The sequence below is a fragment of the Quadrisphaera sp. GCM10027208 genome (genome assembly GCF_042658805.1).
Taxonomy (GTDB): Bacteria; Actinomycetota; Actinomycetes; order Actinomycetales; family SCSIO-59966; genus SCSIO-59966.
Genome location: NZ_JBHSRC010000004.1, coordinates 162,375 through 179,969, shown reverse-complemented (window position 1 = coordinate 179,969; position 17,595 = coordinate 162,375). Strand labels below are relative to the sequence as shown.

At 73.9% G+C, this 17,595-nt stretch carries 18 protein-coding genes; 8 read left to right on the top strand and 10 right to left on the bottom strand.

Annotated features, from left to right (window positions below):
- Window positions 1-3: 3 nt before the first annotated feature.
- Window positions 4-1,125 (bottom strand): diacylglycerol/lipid kinase family protein, encoded by a 1,122-nt coding sequence (locus ACFP6A_RS08550; protein ID WP_379603074.1) that lies wholly within the window; start codon window positions 1,123-1,125, stop codon window positions 4-6.
- Window positions 1,126-1,232: 107 nt separating this feature from the next.
- Between ACFP6A_RS08550 and serS the strand changes: the two genes are divergently transcribed.
- From serS to ACFP6A_RS08525, 5 genes are all read left to right on the top strand, one after another.
- Window positions 1,233-2,501: a serine--tRNA ligase gene (gene serS, locus ACFP6A_RS08545; RefSeq protein WP_379603073.1), complete on the top strand. Its 1,269-nt coding sequence runs from the start codon at window positions 1,233-1,235 to the stop codon at window positions 2,499-2,501.
- The gene (locus tag ACFP6A_RS08540) at window positions 2,498-3,319 is read left to right on the top strand and encodes an HAD family hydrolase (RefSeq protein WP_379603072.1); all 822 of its coding nucleotides are present in this window, start codon (window positions 2,498-2,500) and stop codon (window positions 3,317-3,319) included. Before serS ends, ACFP6A_RS08540 begins: the two co-directional genes overlap by 4 nt.
- A 14-nt stretch (window positions 3,320-3,333) precedes the next feature.
- Window positions 3,334-4,149, top strand: a complete 816-nt coding sequence (locus ACFP6A_RS08535) for an HAD family hydrolase (RefSeq protein WP_379603071.1) — start codon at window positions 3,334-3,336, stop codon at window positions 4,147-4,149.
- Between the two features lie 292 nt (window positions 4,150-4,441).
- The gene (locus tag ACFP6A_RS08530; RefSeq protein WP_379603070.1) at window positions 4,442-5,722 is read left to right on the top strand and encodes a lycopene cyclase family protein; all 1,281 of its coding nucleotides are present in this window, start codon (window positions 4,442-4,444) and stop codon (window positions 5,720-5,722) included.
- An 84-nt stretch (window positions 5,723-5,806) separates the two neighbouring features.
- Window positions 5,807-6,442 (top strand): VOC family protein, encoded by a 636-nt coding sequence (locus ACFP6A_RS08525; protein WP_379603069.1) that lies wholly within the window; start codon window positions 5,807-5,809, stop codon window positions 6,440-6,442.
- Between the two features lie 32 nt (window positions 6,443-6,474).
- On the opposite strand, the gene ACFP6A_RS08520 is transcribed toward ACFP6A_RS08525, so the two are convergent.
- From ACFP6A_RS08520 to purB, 6 genes are all read right to left on the bottom strand, one after another.
- Entirely contained in the window at window positions 6,475-7,218 is a 744-nt protein-coding gene (locus ACFP6A_RS08520) for a CPBP family intramembrane glutamic endopeptidase (RefSeq protein WP_379603068.1), read from the bottom strand.
- 124 nt (window positions 7,219-7,342) lie between these two features.
- A complete protein-coding gene (locus ACFP6A_RS08515) occupies window positions 7,343-9,574 on the bottom strand; it encodes a heavy metal translocating P-type ATPase (protein ID WP_379603239.1) in 2,232 nt (743 codons plus the stop codon).
- Between the two features lie 152 nt (window positions 9,575-9,726).
- On the bottom strand, window positions 9,727-9,939 hold the full coding sequence (locus ACFP6A_RS08510; protein WP_379603067.1) for a heavy-metal-associated domain-containing protein: 213 nt from the start codon (window positions 9,937-9,939) through the stop codon (window positions 9,727-9,729).
- A gap of 43 nt (window positions 9,940-9,982) precedes the next feature.
- Window positions 9,983-10,276 (bottom strand): metal-sensitive transcriptional regulator, encoded by a 294-nt coding sequence (locus ACFP6A_RS08505; RefSeq protein ID WP_379603066.1) that lies wholly within the window; start codon window positions 10,274-10,276, stop codon window positions 9,983-9,985.
- Between the two features lie 130 nt (window positions 10,277-10,406).
- On the bottom strand, window positions 10,407-10,964 hold the full coding sequence (locus ACFP6A_RS08500) for a hypothetical protein (RefSeq protein WP_379603065.1): 558 nt from the start codon (window positions 10,962-10,964) through the stop codon (window positions 10,407-10,409).
- Window positions 10,965-11,188: 224 nt separating this feature from the next.
- Complete coding sequence (gene purB, locus ACFP6A_RS08495) at window positions 11,189-12,652, bottom strand: adenylosuccinate lyase (RefSeq protein WP_379603064.1); 1,464 nt, start codon at window positions 12,650-12,652, stop codon at window positions 11,189-11,191.
- Window positions 12,653-12,777: 125 nt separating this feature from the next.
- Here purB and ACFP6A_RS08490 point away from each other — a divergent pair, with 125 nt between their 5' ends.
- From ACFP6A_RS08490 to ACFP6A_RS08480, 3 genes are read left to right on the top strand one after another with little or no spacing between them, the layout of a single operon-like run.
- Window positions 12,778-13,923, top strand: a complete 1,146-nt coding sequence (locus tag ACFP6A_RS08490) for an NAD(P) transhydrogenase subunit alpha (RefSeq protein ID WP_379603063.1) — start codon at window positions 12,778-12,780, stop codon at window positions 13,921-13,923.
- Window positions 13,923-14,237: an NAD(P) transhydrogenase subunit alpha gene (locus ACFP6A_RS08485; protein WP_379603062.1), complete on the top strand. Its 315-nt coding sequence runs from the start codon at window positions 13,923-13,925 to the stop codon at window positions 14,235-14,237. The genes ACFP6A_RS08490 and ACFP6A_RS08485 overlap by 1 nt, the downstream gene beginning before the upstream one ends.
- Window positions 14,234-15,607 (top strand): NAD(P)(+) transhydrogenase (Re/Si-specific) subunit beta, encoded by a 1,374-nt coding sequence (locus tag ACFP6A_RS08480; RefSeq protein ID WP_379603061.1) that lies wholly within the window; start codon window positions 14,234-14,236, stop codon window positions 15,605-15,607. The genes ACFP6A_RS08485 and ACFP6A_RS08480 overlap by 4 nt, the downstream gene beginning before the upstream one ends.
- A gap of 21 nt (window positions 15,608-15,628) precedes the next feature.
- Here ACFP6A_RS08480 and ACFP6A_RS08475 read toward each other — a convergent pair whose 3' ends face one another.
- The 3 genes from ACFP6A_RS08475 to ACFP6A_RS08465 form a co-directional block, all read right to left on the bottom strand.
- A complete protein-coding gene (locus ACFP6A_RS08475; RefSeq protein WP_379603238.1) occupies window positions 15,629-16,387 on the bottom strand; it encodes a fructosamine kinase family protein in 759 nt (252 codons plus the stop codon).
- Window positions 16,384-16,896, bottom strand: coding sequence for a low molecular weight protein-tyrosine-phosphatase (locus tag ACFP6A_RS08470; RefSeq protein ID WP_379603060.1), 513 nt, complete (start codon window positions 16,894-16,896; stop codon window positions 16,384-16,386). Before ACFP6A_RS08470 ends, ACFP6A_RS08475 begins: the two co-directional genes overlap by 4 nt.
- Before the next feature lie 158 nt (window positions 16,897-17,054).
- Window positions 17,055-17,411 carry a hypothetical protein gene (locus tag ACFP6A_RS08465; protein WP_379603059.1) on the bottom strand — a complete coding sequence of 119 codons (357 nt, stop codon included), beginning with the start codon at window positions 17,409-17,411 and terminating at the stop codon, window positions 17,055-17,057.
- Window positions 17,412-17,595 lie beyond the last annotated feature (184 nt).

Genomic DNA, 17,595 nt, shown 5'->3' with positions numbered 1-17,595 from the left:
GTCTCAGTCGCCGTCCGGCCGGCGGAGGACTCCCTGGTCACGGCTCCCGGCCGGGACCCGCACCAGCAGGGCCTGCGGCTCGACCCGCATCCGCAGCTCGACCGCCTCCCCGACGGGGTCGCCGTCCAGCTGCGCCGGCTGCGGGGTGTCGCTGGTGATGACGATGTCCCGGGCGCGCCAGTGCTCGACCCGGCCGTGCCCCCGGCGGCGCCGGCTGATCACCCGGGCGGCGACGGCGGCCCAGCCGACGACGCCGCGCGGGGAGATGGTCACCATGTCCAGCCAGCCGTCGTCGACCTCGGCGTCCGGCATGAGCACGAGACCACCGAGCAGCTCCCCGCAGTTCCCGACGACGACGGTGCGCACCCGGCGGGTCACCGGCGCCTCGCCGTCGACGCGCAGGTGCACCCGCGCCTGCTGGCCGCGCAGCTGGCGCAACCCCGAGATCGCGTAGGCCAGCGGACCGACCCTCGCCTTGAGGGCCTCCGGGGCGTTGGCCATGATCGCCGCGTCGAATCCCATCCCCGCCATGACGAGGAACGCCTGCTCCTCGGGGCGGCTGTGCTCGACTCCTCCCGGCCCCACGACGGTGATCCAGCCCACGTCGACCGGCCGGTCGCGGCCGGTCAGCGCGATCCGTACCGAGCCGGGCACGTCGGTGGCGCTGACGTCGAGGTTGTGGGCCAGCAGGTTGCCGGTGCCGGCGGGCAGCAGCCCCATCGGGACGCCGGTGCCGGCCAGGGTCTCCCCGACCGTACGGACGGTACCGTCGCCGCCGCAGGCGATGACCACGGCGGCTCCCCGCTCGAGCGCCTCCCGGGTCTGACCCACGCCGGGGTCCTCGACCGTCGTCTCCAGCCACAGCGGCGGCGCCCACCCGGCGGCGGTGCACGCCACCTCCACCTGGGCGCGCACGCCGTCCGTGCCGCCGTCGAACTTCGTCGGGTTGACGACCACCGCGGCGAGCGGGCGCTCCCCCGGGTCCTCGGCGAACGGCTCGGTCGCGGGCGCGGCGGCGGCCCGGTCGGCCCAGCGCCGGCCGCGGGTCGTCAGCACCGCGAACAGCCCGGCGAGCAGGACCACGGCGAGCAGGACGCCGACGAGGACGGTGGTGTCCGCGCTCACCGGCGCCCGCCGGGAGCGTGCGGTGGCCGGCTCGCCGGCGTCGGGGTCATGGGCGAACGGTAGTGCCGCCTCCGGTGCCGGGCAGCGCGGGACCGTACCCTCGTGCCGTGATCGACCTGCGACTCCTGCGCACCGACCCGGAGACGGTCCGCGCCAGCCAGCGCGCCCGCGGCGAGGACGAGTCCCTCGTCGACGCGCTGCTCGACGCCGACGCGCGTCGGCGCGCGGCGCTGGCCCGGTTCGAGTCGCTGCGGGCCGAGCAGAAGGCCTTCGGTCGCACCGTCGCCCAGGCCACCGGCGAGGACAAGCAGCGGCTCCTGGCGCAGGTGCGCGATCTGGCCGACCAGGTGAAGGCCGCCCAGGCGGACGCGGACGACGCCGCCGCCGAGGTGGAGCGCCTGCAGCTCGCGCTGTCCAACGTCGTCCTGCCGGGAGTCCCGGCCGGCGGGGAGGACGACTACGTCGTCCTGGAGACCCACGGCGAGCCGCGGGACTTCGCCGCCGAGGGTTTCGCCCCGCGCGACCACCTCGAGCTGGGCGAGCTGCTCGGTGCCATCGACACCGAGCGCGGCGCGAAGGTCTCCGGGTCCCGCTTCTACTTCCTCACCGGGGTGGGGGCGCGGCTGGAGCTCGCCCTGCTCCAGCTGGCGATGGACACCGCCGTCGACGCCGGCTTCACCCCGATGATCACCCCGACGCTGGTGCGGCCGGAGATCATGCGGGGCACCGGGTTCCTCGGGGCGCACGCCGACGAGGTGTACCGGCTGGAGGCCGACGACCTGTACCTCGTCGGCACCTCGGAGGTGCCGCTGGCCGGCTACCACGCCGACGAGATCCTCGACCTGTCCGACGGGCCGCTGCGCTACGCGGGCTGGTCCGCCTGCTACCGCCGGGAGGCCGGCTCGCACGGCCGGGACACCCGGGGGATCATCCGCGTGCACCAGTTCCACAAGGTCGAGATGTTCGTGTACTGCCGGCCGGAGGACGCCGAGGCCGAGCACGAGCAGATGCTCGGCTGGGAGAAGCGGATGCTGGGCGCGGTCGAGGTCCCCTACCGGGTCATCGACGTCGCGGCCGGCGACCTGGGCTCCTCCGCGGCCCGCAAGCTCGACTGCGAGGCGTGGGTGCCCAGCCAGCAGCGCTACCGGGAGCTCACCTCGACGTCCAACTGCACGACGTTCCAGACCCGGCGGCTCGGGATCCGGCAGCGTGCGGGCGAGGGGCAGACCGCACCGGTGGCGACGCTCAACGGCACCCTGGCCACGACCCGCTGGCTCGTCGCCATCCTGGAGAACCACCAGCGCCCCGACGGGTCGGTGCGGGTGCCCGAGGCGCTGCGGCCCTACCTGGGCGGCCTCGAGGTGCTGACCCCGTGACGGGGCCGGGCCGGCTGCTCGTCGCCCTCGACGTCGACGGCACTCTCGTCGACCTCGACGAACGCCTCTCCGACCGGGTCCGTGACGCCGTGCGGGCGGTCGTCGACGCCGGGCACGAGGTCGTCGTGGCGACCGGGCGCTCGCTGGTGGCCACCCTGCCGGTCCTCGACCGGCTGGGGCTGACCACCGGGTACGCCGTGGTCAGCAACGGCTCCGTGACGGTCCGGCTCGACCCCGACGCCGAGCGGGGCTACGAGGTCGTCGACGTCGTGACGTTCGACCCGACGCCGGCGCTGGAGCTGCTGCGCAGCGAGCTGCCGGCCGCCGCCTTCGCCGTCGAGGAGCTCGGCACCGGCTTCCGGCTGTCCGGGCCGTTCCCGGCCGACGAGCTCGTCGGCGACATCAGCGTCGTCCCGTTCGAGGAGCTGCTCCACGAGCCGGCGACCCGCGTCGTCGTGCGCAGCACCGACCACAGCCCCGACGACTTCCTCCAGCTCGTCGACCGGATCGGTCTCAAGGGCGTCAACTACGCGGTCGGCTGGACGGCGTGGCTGGATCTCGCCCCCGAGGGCGTGTCGAAGGCCAGTGCGCTCGAGCAGATCCGTGGCTGGGTCGGCGTGCCGGCGCACCGCACCGTCGCCGTCGGGGACGGCCGCAACGACGTCGAGATGCTGCGCTGGGCGGCCCGGTCGGTGGCGATGGGACAGGCACCCGACGAGGTCAAGGAGGCGGCGGGGGAGGTCACCAGCACGGTCGCCGAGGACGGCGTGGCCGAGGTGCTGGAGAGCCTGCTCGAACGCGAGACGATGGCAGGGTGAGTCGCGGTCGGGCCGTGACAGGGCCCCGGATGGTCGCCACCGACCTGGACGGCACCGTCGTCCGGCGGGACCAGACGATGTCGGCGCGCACGGTCGCCGCCGTCCGGGCCTGCCTGGACGCCGGGATCGACGTCGTGTTCGTCACCGGACGCCCGCCGCGGTGGATGGGCCCCGTCGTCGAGGCGACCGGCCACGCCGGCACTGCCGTCCTGGCCAACGGTGCGGTCGTCTACGACCTGGCGACCGAACGGGCGCTGGAGGCCAAGGAGATCCCGGCGGACGTCGTCCTGGAGGCGGCGCAGCGGCTCACCGCGGTGATGCCGGGCGTCGCGTTCGCCGTCGAGACGCTGGCGGGGTTCCGCAGCACGCCGGGCTACCGGCCACGCTGGGACGCGCTCGCCCACCGCGTCGTCGGGGACCTGCCGGACCTGCTCGCCGACGACCCCCGGGTGGTCAAGCTGCTCGCCCGGTGGGAGGGCAGTACGAGTGACGCGATGCTGGCGGTCGGCCGCGAGGTGCTCGCCGGTCTGGTCGAGGCGACCCACTCCAACGCGGCCGACGCGCTGCTCGAGGTGTCCGCGCCCGGGGTGAGCAAGGCGGCGACCCTGGCCGAGCTCGCTGCTCGTCGCGGTGTCTGCGCCGCGGACGTCGTGGCCTTCGGGGACATGCCCAACGACCTGGCGATGCTCCAGTGGGCCGGCACCGGCTACGCGATGGCCGACGGGCACCCCGACGTCCTGGCCGCGGCGGACGCCGTCGCCCCACCGTGCGAGGAGGACGGCGTGGCCCAGGTCCTCGAGCACCTCCTCACCCCCCCACCCCCTCGGTGATCATGCAATCCCGCCACCCTGCGGCCTCCCCCTCCAGCCGTGATCATGCAATCCCGCCACCCTGCGGCCTCCCCCTCCAGCCGTGATCATGCAATCCCGCCACCCTCGCGGCACCAGGGAATGCGGTGACGGACGGCGCACGGTGATGGAGCGCCACTCAGAATGCTGGCTCTGGCGCTGGTTTGTCGGCGTGTCGTGCCACCAACCCAGCATTCTGCGAGGGGGGTGGGGGCGGCGGGGACTGGTGGGTGGCGGGATTGCATGATCACCGAGGGGACGTAGGGTCCGGGACATGGGTGTCGGGCCGGGTGACGCACTGGGGTCCGACGTCGGCCGCGACCCCGACCCCGACCCCAACCACGACCCCGACCGCGGCCCCAAGCACGATCACGACCCCGACGTTGACGTCGACGTCGCGCTGGTCGGCGCGGGCGGGGCCGGGCTCAGCCTCCTCCACCAGCTCGCCCTGCGCGGCCCCGAGCGCCTCCGGGTGGCCCTCGTCGACCCGGTGGACCGGCTCACCACCCGCCCTGACGACCGCACCTGGTGCTTCTGGGACGACGGGCGCAGCGACGTCGACCCCGCCCTGCACCGGTCGTGGGACCGGGTGGTCGTCGTCGGCCCCGACCACCGCCGGCGGGTGCTGCACCTGGCGCCGATGCGGTACGCGATGCTGCGCAGCAGCGACTTCTACGCCCTCGTCGCGCAGGTGGCGTCCCGGTTCGACGTCGTCCACGTCCCTCACCCGGCGGACGAGGTGCTGGACGGCGCCGGCGCCGCGGTGGTGACGGCCGGCGGACGACGGGTCCGGGCCCGCTGGGTGTTCGACTCCCGGTCGTCCCCGCCTGCCCGCCCGGGTGCCACGTCGCTGCTGCAGCACTTCCGGGGTGTCGTCGTTCGCGCCGACCGCGACGTCGTCGACCCGGACCTGCCGGTGCTGATGGACTTCACCACACCGCAACCGAGCACCGGCGTCTCCTTCGGCTACAGCCTGCCCAGCGACGCCCGCACCGCCCTGGTCGAGTACACGGAGTTCTCCCCGGCCGTCCTGTCCGACGCCGGGTACGCCCGGGCCCTGGAGGCCTATGTGCCGCACGTCCTCGGTGGCGACGTCCCGCACCGGGTGGTGCACACCGAGCAGGGCGCCATCCCGATGACGGACGGCGTCTACGTGCGCCGGGTCGGACGTCGAGTGATGCGTATCGGGACGGCGGGCGGGGCCACCCGGCCGTCCACCGGGTACACGTTCGCGGCCATGCAGCGCCAGGCCGCCGCCGTCGCGGTCGCTCTGCTCGACGGGCGTGACCCCGTGCCGCCCCGGCCCTACCCGCGCCGGCACGCGTGGACCGACGCCCTCGTGCTGCGCGGCCTGGCCGACGGCAGTCTCGACGGCGCCGCGTTCCTGACCCGGCTGTTCGACCGGAACCCGCCGCAGCGGGTGCTGCGTTTTCTCGACGGGGTCACGTCCCCGCCGGTGGAGCTGGCGTTGATGTCGACGGCGCCGCCGGCCACGATGACCGCGCTCGCCCTGCGGGACGCCGCGGGGCGCCTGACCCGGCGGCTGCGCCGGTGACGGGCCAGGACGTCGCGGGCTGAGCCGGACGCCGTCCCGGGGGCAGCGGTCGGACGGTCACCGGCCGTGTGCCACCATCACGGCATGCGCCTGGACCACGTCTCCTACGCCGCTGAGCAGGACGGGATGCACGCGACCGCGGAGCGGTTGCGGACGCGTCTCGGGGTCGACTTCGTCGACGGCGGCGTGCACCCGCGGTTCGGGACCCGCAACCTCATCTTCCCGATGGCGAACACCCAGTACCTGGAGGTCGTCGAGGTCCTGGACCACCCGGCGTCCGACAAGGCGCCGTTCGGCCAGGCCGTCCGGGCCCGCTCCGAGGCCGGCGGCGGCTGGATGGGCTGGGTCGTGGCCGTCGAGGACATCACCCCGGTCGAGCGCAACCTCGGCCGTGAGGCGGTCCCCGGCAACCGGTACCGCCCGGACGGCGTGGAGCTGCTGTGGCGCCAGATCGGCATCCGCGGCTTGATCGCGGACCCGCAGCTGCCATACGTCATCCAGTGGCTCACCCCCGACCTGCACCCGGGGGTCGGCGCCGACGGGTCCGCCCGGATCACGACGCTGGAGATCGCCGGCGACCCCGAGCGGGTACGGACCTGGCTGGGCCTCGACCCCGGGCACCGGCCGCAGGACATCGAGTTCTCGTTCGTCGCCCCGGCCGGTACTCCGGGGCTGCTCTCGGTGACGTTCGAGACCCCGATGGGGCGCGTCACCGTCTGAGCGCAGCTCTCAGCCCTTCAGCACTCAGCCCTTCAGCCCGGCAGGTCCAGGACGTCGCCGAGCAGGTGGTACCCGGCGAAGGCGACGACGTCGAGCAGGGTGTGGGCGACGACCAGCGGCATGACCCGCCGGGTCCGCAGGTACACCAGCATGAACACGACGCCCATGACGGCGTTGCCGGCCATCGCACCGAACCCCTGGTAGGCGTGGTACGTGCCGCGCAGCAGCGCCCCGGCCAGGATGATCCCCGGGACCCCCCAGCCCAGCCGCTGCAGCCGCTCGACGAGGTACGCCACGCCCACCACCTCCTCGAGCAGGGCGTTCTGCGCCGCGGCGAGCACGAGCACCGGGACGGACCACCAGTACGTGCCCAGGGCGCTCGGGACGACGATCGCGGTGATCCCGAGCGCCTGCCCGGCCAGGTAGAGCGCCAGTCCCGGGACGCCGATGACGGCGGCCAGCGCGGCGCCGACGGCGAGGTCCCGCCCCGGCGACGCGGCGTCCAGACCGATCCGGCGGACGGCGGAGCGACCTGGTTCGGACAGCAGCCACAGCGCCAGCGCGACCGGCACGAGCGCGAACCCGATGCCGAGCAGCTGGTAGGTCAGGTCGAGCAGCTCACGGGTGCTGCGCGAGGGGTTGAGGGTCGCCGTCTGCTGACCTAGCGGCCCGCGGGTGAGCTTGGCCACGAGGCTGACGACGGCGTACACCGCCGACTGCCCGATCGACAGGCCGAGGACGATGACACCTCCGCCCGCAGCCGCCGCCGCCCCCACCCCTGGTCGTGATCATGCAGTCCCGCCACCTCAGAGGGTGGCGGGACTGCATGATCACGGGGGGTGGTCACGGGGCGGGGGTGGTCACGGGGCGGGGGACACCGCGGTCATGGCGTAGCAACCGTCACCGGCTGGGGGTGAAGCGGCGCAGGCGCAGGGAGTTCGTCACGACGAACACCGACGAGAACGCCATCGCGGCGCCGGCGATCAGCGGGTTGAGCAGTCCGGCGGCCGCCAGCGGGATGGCCGCGACGTTGTAGGCGAACGCCCAGAACAGGTTCCCCTTGATCGTCGCCAGCGTCCGGCGGGAGAGCCGGACGGCGTCCGCCGCAGCCCGCAGGTCCCCGCGCACCAGGGTGATGTCGCTGGCCTCGATCGCGACGTCCGTGCCGGTGCCCATGGCCAGACCGAGGTCGGCCTGGGCGAGGGCGGCGGCGTCGTTGACCCCGTCGCCGACCATGGCGACGACCCGACCGGCCTCCTGCAGCCGGCGGACGACGGACACCTTGTCCTCCGGGTGCACCTCGGCGATGACGTGCTCGTCGTCGGGGTCGATGCCGACCGCTGCGGCGACCGCCCGGGCCGCCCGGGCGTTGTCACCCGTCAGCAGCACCGGGTCGAGGCCGAGGCCGCGCAGCTCACGGATCGCCTCGGCGGAGGTCTCCTTGACCGTGTCGGCCACGCCGAGCACGCCTCGGGCCCGGCCGTCCCAGGCGACCAGGACCGCGGTGCTGCCACGCTCCTCGAGCGACGCGAGCGCGTCGTCGAGGCCGGCCGGCACGTCGATGCCCTCGGCGACCAGCCAGCTGCGCCGCCCGACGAGGACCTCTCGGCCCTCGACCGTGCCGCGCACGCCGGAGCCGGCGAGGTTGGTGAAGTCGGTGACCTCCGGCAGCCGGCCACCGGCGGCGGCACCGTCGGCGATCGCCCGGGCCACCGGGTGCTCGCTGGCGGCCTCGACGGCCCCGGCGAGGCGCAGGACCGTGTCGCGGTCCTCGCCGTGGGCGGGCAGCACGTCGACGAGCGCCATCCGGCCCTCGGTGACGGTGCCGGTCTTGTCCAGGACGACGGTGTCGATGGTGCGGGTGCTCTCGAGGATCTCCGGCCCCTTGATCAGGATGCCGAGCTGGGCGCCGCGGCCGGTGCCGACGAGCAGTGCCGTCGGGGTGGCCAGGCCGAGGGCGCACGGGCAGGCGATGATCAGGACGGCGACGGCCGCGGTGAACGAGGCCTGCACGTCGCCGGACAGCCACAGCCAGCTGACCAGCGTGAGCAGCGCGATGACGAAGACGACCGGGACGAACACCGCGGAGACCCGGTCGGCGAGCCGCTGCACTGGGGCCTTGCCGGACTGCGCCTGGGTGACGAGCCGGCCGATCTGGGCCAGCCGTGTCTGGGCGCCGACCCGGGTGGCCCGGACGACGAGACGTCCGCTGGTGCTCACGGTCGCGCCGGTGACGGTGTCACCGGGGCCGACCTCGACCGGTACCGGCTCACCGGTGAGCAGGGACTCGTCGACGGCGCTGCGGCCGGACACCACCTCGCCGTCCGTGGCGATCTTCTCCCCGGGCCGGACGACGAACTCGTCGCCGACCTTCAGCTGGGAGACCGGCACCCGCTCCTCGACGCCGTCGCGCAGCACCGCGACGTCCTTGGCGCCGAGGTCGAGCAGCGCCTTGAGGGCCTCGCCGGAGCGGCGCTTGGCCTTGTGCTCGGCGTACCGGCCGGCGAGCAGGAACGTCGTGACGGCCGCGGCGACCTCGAAGTACAGCTCGGGGTGCTCCATGCCGTCCTCGCCGGCGCCGGACGCCGGCAGCAGGGTCATCTCCATCCGCATCCCCGGGTCCCCGGAGCCGCCGAGCAGCATCGCCCACAGCGACCACAGGAAGGCGGCGGAGATGCCGACCGAGACCAGGGTGTCCATCGTCGAGGCGCCGTGGCGGGCGTTGACGACGGCGGCCCGGTGGAACGGCCAGGCGCCCCAGGTGACGACGGGGGTGGCCAGGGCCAGCACGACCCAGTTCCACCAGTCGAACTGCAGCGCCGGGACCATCGACAGCAGCGCGACCGGGACGGTGAGGACGGCCGAGCCGATGAGCCGGCGGCGCAGCTCGTCGCCGCTGTAGTCCTGGCCGAGGGTGTCGTCGATGTCCTCGGGCGTCGGGATCCGGGCGGTGTACCCGGTGGCCTCGACGGTGGCCACGAGCAGGTCGTTCGACACGTCGGCCGGCACGATGACGTGGGCCGTCTCGGTGGCGTAGTTGACCGTCGCAGTGACCCCGTCGAGACGGTTGAGCTTCTTCTCCACCCGGTTGGCGCAGGAGGAGCACGTCATCCCACCGACGGCGATCTCGATCTCACGGGTGCCTGCGTTCTCACGGGTGCCTGTGTTCTCACGGCTGGCCGCGTTCTCACGAGTGGGTGTGCTCACGTTCTCTCCTCAGGTGGTGCCGGTGCTGCTGCCGGTGGCGTGCTCCGGGGCCGCCCCGCGGGGCGGCCCCACTGGCCTCAGGCGAGCTCGTAGCCGGCCTCGTCGACGGCTGCGCGGACGGCGTCCTCGTCGAGCGGGGCCTCGCTGGTCACGGTGACCTTCGACGTCCCGCCGGCGTCCAGGTCGACGTCGACGGCGGTGACCCCGTCCAGCCCCTTGAGCTCCGTGGTGACGGCGTGGACGCAGTGGTCGCAGGTCATGCCCTTGACGTCGTAGGTGGTGGTGGTCATCTCGTGCCTCCGGTGGGTGTCTGTGGTGCGGTGCGGTGGGGGGTCAGGAGCGGACGAGGCGGGCGATGGCGTCGGCCACCTCACGGACCTTCTCCTCGGCCTCGGCGTCCCCGGCGCGGGCGGCGTCCACGACGCAGTGCGCGATGTGGTCCTCGAGCAGGCCGAGGCTCACCGCCTGCAGCGCCTTGGTCACCGCCGAGACCTGGGTGAGGACGTCGATGCAGTAGGTGTCCTCCTCGACCATCCGGTGCAGGCCACGGACCTGGCCCTCGATGCGGCGCAGCCGCACGAGGTAGTCGTCCTTGGTGCCCCGGTAGCCGGGTCGGGCCGTCGCCATCGTGACCTCCTGGTCGTCGTGCTGGCACCAGCAACATACCCCCCATGGGTATTCCCGTCCACCTGCACCCCCCGGGCAGCCCACCGGCCCCTGCGCCCAGAAGGCGTCAGGGGCCGGTACGGGGACGAGCTCAGGCGTCCCAGCTGCTAGCCAGGCCGCCGTTGCCCATCCCGTCGCCCCTCGGGCCGTCGCCGTTGACACCGGCGCGCATCCGCATGGGCTCCCCGGACTCCAGGTGGTCCGCGATCCGCTCCGGCAGGACCGCTTCGAGCTGGGCGGCCCGCTCGGGGGTGATGACGCCGGACTCCTCCAGCTCAGCCACCCGCTGCAGGGTCGCGTCGACGACGGTGTCGACGAGGGTCTGCAGCTCGACGCCCTGCTGCTCGGCCAGCTCGGCGAGCGAGGTGCCGGCGCGAACAGCGGACCGGATCTCCTCGGGCGTCATCTGCAGGACGTCGGAGACGGCCTGCACCACCGTCCCGTCGGCGCCCATCCGCAGACCGTGTGCCACCCGGGCGCCAGGTCCGTACCCGCGTCCCTGCGCCTGCTGCTCCTGTACCTGGTTCTGCACCGTGGTGCCGTCGGCCGGCGGCGTCCCGGGCGTCGGTGCCGCGGCGACCGCGACCCCACCGATCCCCAGCGTGCCGATCACTGCCGCGGCGGCGATGGCGCTCGTCCTCTTGCGCATTGCGACCTCCCTGATCCAGGCGGTGGACCCGTTGCCCACCAACACCTGACACGGTGCACCGACGACCTGGGAGGACCCTGGGACACACCTCCCGGTACCCGGGGAGCCGCCGCCCGCCCCCAGACCCCGCCCCCAGCCCCATCCCCACCCTCCCGTGATCATGCAGTCCCGCCACCCCGCACGTCCCATCCGTGATCATGCAGTCCCGCCACCCTGCGGGCGGGTCAGTCCCGGGGCAGGTACCGGGCGACGAGCTCGGCCGCCAGGCCGGTGTAGCCGGCGGGGGTCAGCGCCAGCAGCCGCTCCCGCTCGGCGTCGGGCAGCCCGAGGCCGGCGACGAACTGGCGCATCGTCTCGCCGTCGACCCGCCGTCCCCGGGTGAGCTCCTTGACCCGCTCGTACGGCTCGTCCATCCCGGGGGTGCCGGCGATCCCAGCAGCGCGCATGACCGACTGCACGGCCTCCCCGAGCACCTCCCAGTTCGCGTCCAGGTCCCTGGCGGTGGCGGCCGGGTCGGCGTCCAGGCCGGCGAGCCCGCGACGGACGTTGTCGAGGGCCACCAGCGAGTGCCCGAACGCCGAGCCGATGTTGCGCTGCATCGAGGAGTCGCTGAGGTCCCGCTGCAGCCGCGAGGTGACCAGTGTCGAGGCCAGGACGTCGAGCAGGGCCGTGGACACCTCGAGGTTCGCCTCGGCGTTCTCGAACCGGATCGGGTTGACCTTGTGCGGCATCGTCGAGGAGCCGATGGAGCCCTGGCTCTGCTGATCGAGTACCTGGACGAAGTAGCCCAGGGAGATGTATGTCCACACGTCGGTGCAGAGGTTGTGCAGCACCCGGTTGAACCGGGCCACGTCCGCGTAGAGCTCGGCCTGCCAGTCGTGCGACTCGATCTGGGTGGTCAGCGGGTTCCACGTGAGTCCCAGGCCCTCGACGAAACGGCGCGACACCTCGGCCCAGTCCACCGCCGGGACGGCGACGACGTGTGCCGACCAGGTGCCGGTCGCGCCGTTGACCTTCCCGAGGTACTCGGCACGCTCCACCCGGCCCAGCTGGCGGCGGAGCCGGTGCGCCAGCACGGCAAGCTCCTTGCCGAGGGTCGTCGGCGTGGCCGGCTGCCCGTGGGTGCGGGCCAGCACCGGCAGGTCGGCGAGCTCGTGCGCCATCGCCGTGACGGAGTGGACGACGGCGCGGGCGGCGGGCAGCCAGACCTGCTGGACGGCGCCGCGCACCATGAGCGCGTACGCCAGGTTGTTGATGTCCTCGCTGGTGCAGCCGAAGTGCACGAGCTCGGTGAGGTCCTCCAGCGTCGTCCCGGCCATCCGGCGCTTGAGGAGGTACTCGACCGCCTTGACGTCGTGCACGGTGACCCGTTCGATCTCGGCGACCTCGGCGACGTCAGCGGGACCGAAGCCGGCGGCGAGGCCGCGCAGCCGGGCCGTCTCCGCCTCGGTGAGCCGCCGGGCGCCGGGGACGACCTGGTGCTCGGTGAGGTGGATGAGCCACTCCACCTCCACCCGCAGCCGTTCGCGGTTGAGCGCCGCCTCCGACAGGTGCTCGACGAGCGGGGCCACGACCGGGCGGTAGCGGCCGTCCAGCGGCCCGAGCGGGACGCCGGCGTCCGCCAGCGGTGTCGGCGGTGTCGGCGGTGTCGGCGAGGGCGGCGAGGGCTCGGTCTGCACGGTCCGCATCGTCCCAGACCCGGGACTGCGCACGGTGCCGGACCGGGACGCAGGACGCGCGGTGGGCCGGGCGCGGCACGCCCGGGACCTTGGACCCCCAGCGTCCGGCGTCGTCATCGCATAGGTTGCGCAGAGTGAGAGTCGCTGTCCCCGCCGAGACGCTGCCCGGCGAGCGCCGGGTAGCCGTCACCCCTGAAACCGTGGCCCAGCTCGTCGGCGCCGGGCTGGAGGTCGTCGTCCAGCGTGGCGCAGGCCGGCACGCGTTCGTCCCGGACGACGCGTACACCGGCGCCGGTGCCGTCGTCGTCGAGGCCGTGGACGCCGCGGCCGTCGACGTCCTGCTGCACGTGCGGCCGCTGCCCCCGGCGGTCCCGCCGCGGCTGCGCGAGGGGGCCATCACGATCGGCCTGTGCTCTCCGTCCACCGAGCTGCCCACCGTGGCGGCTCTGCGGGACGCGCGCACGACGTCGTTCGCGCTCGAGCTCGTGCCGCGGATCTCCCGCGCCCAGTCGATGGACGCGCTGACCTCGCAGGCCCTCGTCGCCGGTTACCGCTGCGTCCTGGAGGCGGCCACCCGGCTGCCCCGGTTCCTGCCGCTGTTCATGACCGCCGCCGGGACGGTGCCGCCCGCCCGGGTGCTCGTGCTGGGCGCCGGTGTCGCCGGGCTGCAGGCCATCGCCACCGCTCGGCGGCTCGGCGCCGTCGTGTCGGGCTACGACGTGCGGTCCTCCTCCGCGGACGAGGTCCGCTCGATGGGGGCGACGTTCGTCGACCTGGGCCTGGACGCCCTCGAGGGCGGCGGCGGGTACGCCCGGGAGATGACCGAGGAGCGGGCCCGTGCCCAGCGCGAGGCGCTGGCACCGCACGTCGCCGACGCGGACGTCGTGATCACTACCGCCGCGGTCCCGGGACGCTCGGCCCCGCTGCTCGTCACGACGCCGATGGTGGCCGCCATGAAGCCCGGCAGCGTCGTCGTCGACCTGGCGGCGGAGTCCGGCGGCAACGTCGAGGCGTCCGTGCCCGGGCAGGACGTCGCGGTGCCGGCCACGGCCGGCGGGGGCGACGTCGTCGTCGTCGGGATGCGGGACGCCGCCAGCACGATGCCGGTGGACGCCTCCCGCCTGTACGCGAAGAACGTCGCGAACCTGTTGCTGCTCATGACGACCGACGGCGAGGTGGTGCCCGACTTCGACGACGAGGTCGTCGCCGGGGCCTGCCTCACCCACGCCGGCGAGGTCCGGCACGAGCCCACCCGCATCCTGCTCGAGGGAGGCCAGTGATGGACGGCGTCGCGCTGCTCACCATCTTCGTGCTGTCGGTGTTCGTCGGGTTCGAGGTGGTGTCCAAGGTGTCCAGCACCCTGCACACCCCGCTGATGTCCGGTGCGAACGCCATCCACGGCATCGTCCTCGTCGGCGCCATCCTCGTCGCCGGGCACGCGGACGACACCCTCACCCTCGTCGTCGCGCTCGTCGCAGTGCTGATGGCGACGGTCAACCTCGTCGGAGGCTTCGTGGTGACCGACCGGATGCTCGAGATGTTCCGGGGTCGCCCCCGAGACGGCGCTGCCCGCGGCGGGGAGGTGCAGCGGTGAACCTGCTGCCCGAGACCTGGACGGCGCTGCTCTACCTCGCCGCTGCCGTCGCGTTCATCCTCGCCCTCAAGGGCCTGTCCTCGCCGCGGACCGCGCGCCGCGGCAACCTCATCGGCGCGGCCGGCGCGGCGCTCGCGCTGGTCACCGTGTTCCTGTCCTCGGACCTGGACAACATCCTGCCCATCCTCGCCGCGATCGCGGTCGGCACGGCGCTCGCCGTGCCCGCCGCCCGCCGGGTGCCGATGACGTCGATGCCGCAGCTCGTCGCCCTGTTCAACGGGGTCGGCGGCGGGGCCGCTGCCCTGGTCGCCCTGCTCGAGCTGCCGGCGATGACGGCGTGGGGCGGCCAGCTCGCGGTGGCGTTCACCGTCCCGGTCGGTGCGGTCGCGTTCTCCGGCTCGGTCGTGACGTTCCTCAAGTTGCAGGAGGTGATGACGACCCGGCCCGTCGTCCTGCCCGGCGCCCCGGTGCTCATGGTCGCCTCCGCCCTCGGGGTCGTCGTCCTGGCCGGTGTGCTCGCCGCGACCGGGTCCACCCCGGCAGCACTGGTCCTGCTCGCCCTCGGCCTCGTCGTGGGACTCCTGCTCGTCCTGCCGGTGGGCGGCGCGGACGTGCCGATCGTCATCTCCCTGCTCAACGCGATGACCGGTCTGGCCGTCGCGGCGTCCGGGCTCGTCCTGGACAACACCGTGCTGCTCGTCGGCGGCACGCTCGTCGGCGCCAGCGGCACCATCCTCACCCGGGCGATGGCCGCGGCGATGGGCCGCTCGGTGTCCGGAATCCTCTTCGGCGCCCTGCGCGGCGGCTCCACGGCCGGGTCGACCGCGGTGTCCGACCGGCCGGTCCGCTCGTCCTCGCCGGAGGACGTCGCGATCCTGCTCGCCTACGCCCACCGGGTCGTCGTCGTCCCCGGGTACGGGCTCGCGGTGGCCCAGGCCCAGCACACGATGGCCGAGCTGGCGCAGACCCTGGAGGCCAAGGGGATCGAGGTCCTCTACGGCATCCACCCGGTCGCCGGCCGGATGCCCGGGCACATGAACGTGCTGCTCGCCGAGGCGAACGTGCCGTACGAGGCGCTCAAGGAGATGGACGAGATCAACCCGGTGTTCAAGACGACCGACGTCGTCCTCGTCGTCGGCGCGAACGACGTCGTCAACCCGGCGGCCAAGACGACCCCGGGAGCGCCGATCTACGGGATGCCGATCCTTGAGGTCGCCGACGCCCAGCAGGTGGTGTTCCTCAAGCGGTCCATGCGGCCCGGGTTCGCCGGCATCGAGAACGAGCTGCTCTACGACCCCAAGACCACGCTGCTGTTCGGCGACGCCAAGGAGTCGCTGACCAAGGTGCTGTCCGCCGTCAAGGGGATGTGAGCCCCGCCGCGGCTCTGCAGGTCACGGGACGCTGAGCGCGGCCCGCTCCGCTGCCGCCCCGTAGGAGGGGCCGAACAGCACGGCGTGCACGAGCAGCGGGTGGAGCTGGTGCAGCCCGACCCGCTCCCGCCAGCCGTCGGTCAGCGGGGCGGCCTCGTCGTAGGCGGCGAGCACCCGGTCCAGGTGCGGCAGGCCGAACAGCTGGAGCATCGCCAGGTCCGTCTCCGGGTGCCCGCCGTGGGCGGCCGGGTCGACCAGGACGGCGCCGTCCGCGGTCCAGATGACGTTGCCGGACCACAGGTCACCGTGCAGGCGGGCCGGCGGGCGGCCGTCGTCCAGCTCGCCGGAGCGCAGCCGGTCGCAGACCGTGAGGACGGCGTCCAGGCCGCGGTCGGTGAGCGAGCCGAGGGTGTGGGCTCGGCGGGCGAACGGCTCGACCCGCAGGTCGGCGTAGAAGGCACCCCAGGACGCGGACGGCCGGTGCGCCAGGGGCAGCGGCCCGATGAAGCCGTCGCCGGCCCAGTCGGCGGGTGGGCTGCCGAACGCGGGGGCGCCGGCCGCGTGCGTGCGCGCCAGGCCCCGACCCAGCGTCTCGGCAGCGGCCGCCGTCGGCGGCGCCGGGTCCAGGTGGGGCAGCTCGATGTGGTCGGGGCCGACCGAGACCGGCCTGGGGACCGGGACGCCGCCGGCGTCGGCGAGCCAGCGCAGGCCGGCCGCCTCGACGGCGAAGAACCCGGGCGGGGCGTCCGCCCGGCGCTTGGTGAACGTGCGCCCGCTCAGCTCGGCGTCCCCGGCCGGCCGCCCGTCCCCGTCGCCCGCCGGACGTGGTCCAGGATCCCCGTCACCGCGGACTCGATCTGGTCGAGCACCTCGTCGAAGTGCTCGTCGTCGCCGTAGTACGGGTCTGCCACCTCGTCGTCGTCGGCGTCGGGGTCGAAGGAGCGCAGCAGCCGGATACGGGCCCGCTGCTCGGGAGTGCGGGCCATCGCCCGCAGCGCAGCCAGGTGCCCCCGGTCCAGGGCGACGACGAGGTCGTGCTCGTCGAGATCGGACTCGGTGACCTGCCTGGCCCGGTGACCCGACGCGTCGTACCCGCGGGCGGCGAGGGCGGCCACGGCCCGCCGGTCGGCGGGCTGGCCGACGTGCCAGTCCCCGGTCCCGCTGGACCGGACGTCGAGGACGTCGCCGAGGCCCTCGCGCTCGGCGCGGCGACGCAGCACGGTCTCGGCCATCGGCGAGCGGCAGATGTTGCCGGTGCAGACGAACGTCACGCGGTAGCGGTCGGGCACCGCTCCATGCTCGCCCACTGCACCTGTCCTGCACATCCCGGGTCCTGCCGGGCCGGGTCCACATCCGCGGGTGCGGGGTTCGCGGTGATCCGTTCCCGTGCTGGCGTCGGTGACCATCGCCGAGGGCGGGGTCGCGCCGTCCGGAGAGGCCGAACCGGCTAGACGTTGTCGAGCTCGACCGGTACGCCGAAGGACTCCTCCTGCAGAAGCCTCTCGCTCTCCCGCCCGTCGTCCCGGCTGCTGAACAGAATGAGTACCTGGGTGGCGTCCTGCCCGGGGCAGGGCTGGTGCGGGATCACCTCGACACCGTCTGCCACGGCCTCGATCCGATCGACGAGCGCCGCGTGCTGGGCGAGTGCAGCCTCCACCTCTCCGGGCGGCGGGAGGTCCTCGCACGCCACAGCCGAGGAACGGCTACCGCCCGTCCAGGTATCCGTTATCCGTGGGTACGCCCACAGTGCGCCGGCCGCGAGCACAAGCCCCGAGAGCAGGGCGGTGACCTTCAATCGGTTCATGACCTCACGTCGCTGCTCAGCAGGGGTGTGCCACCCGTCTACGGACGAGCCCCAGTTCCATCACGGCGACGTCCCGACACGTGACGCCCGACACACACTGTGTCGGAGGCACGGGACCCGTGGCAAGGAGGTGCACCTGTCCTGCACATCCCGGGTCCTGCTGGGTCGGGTCCACACCCGCGGC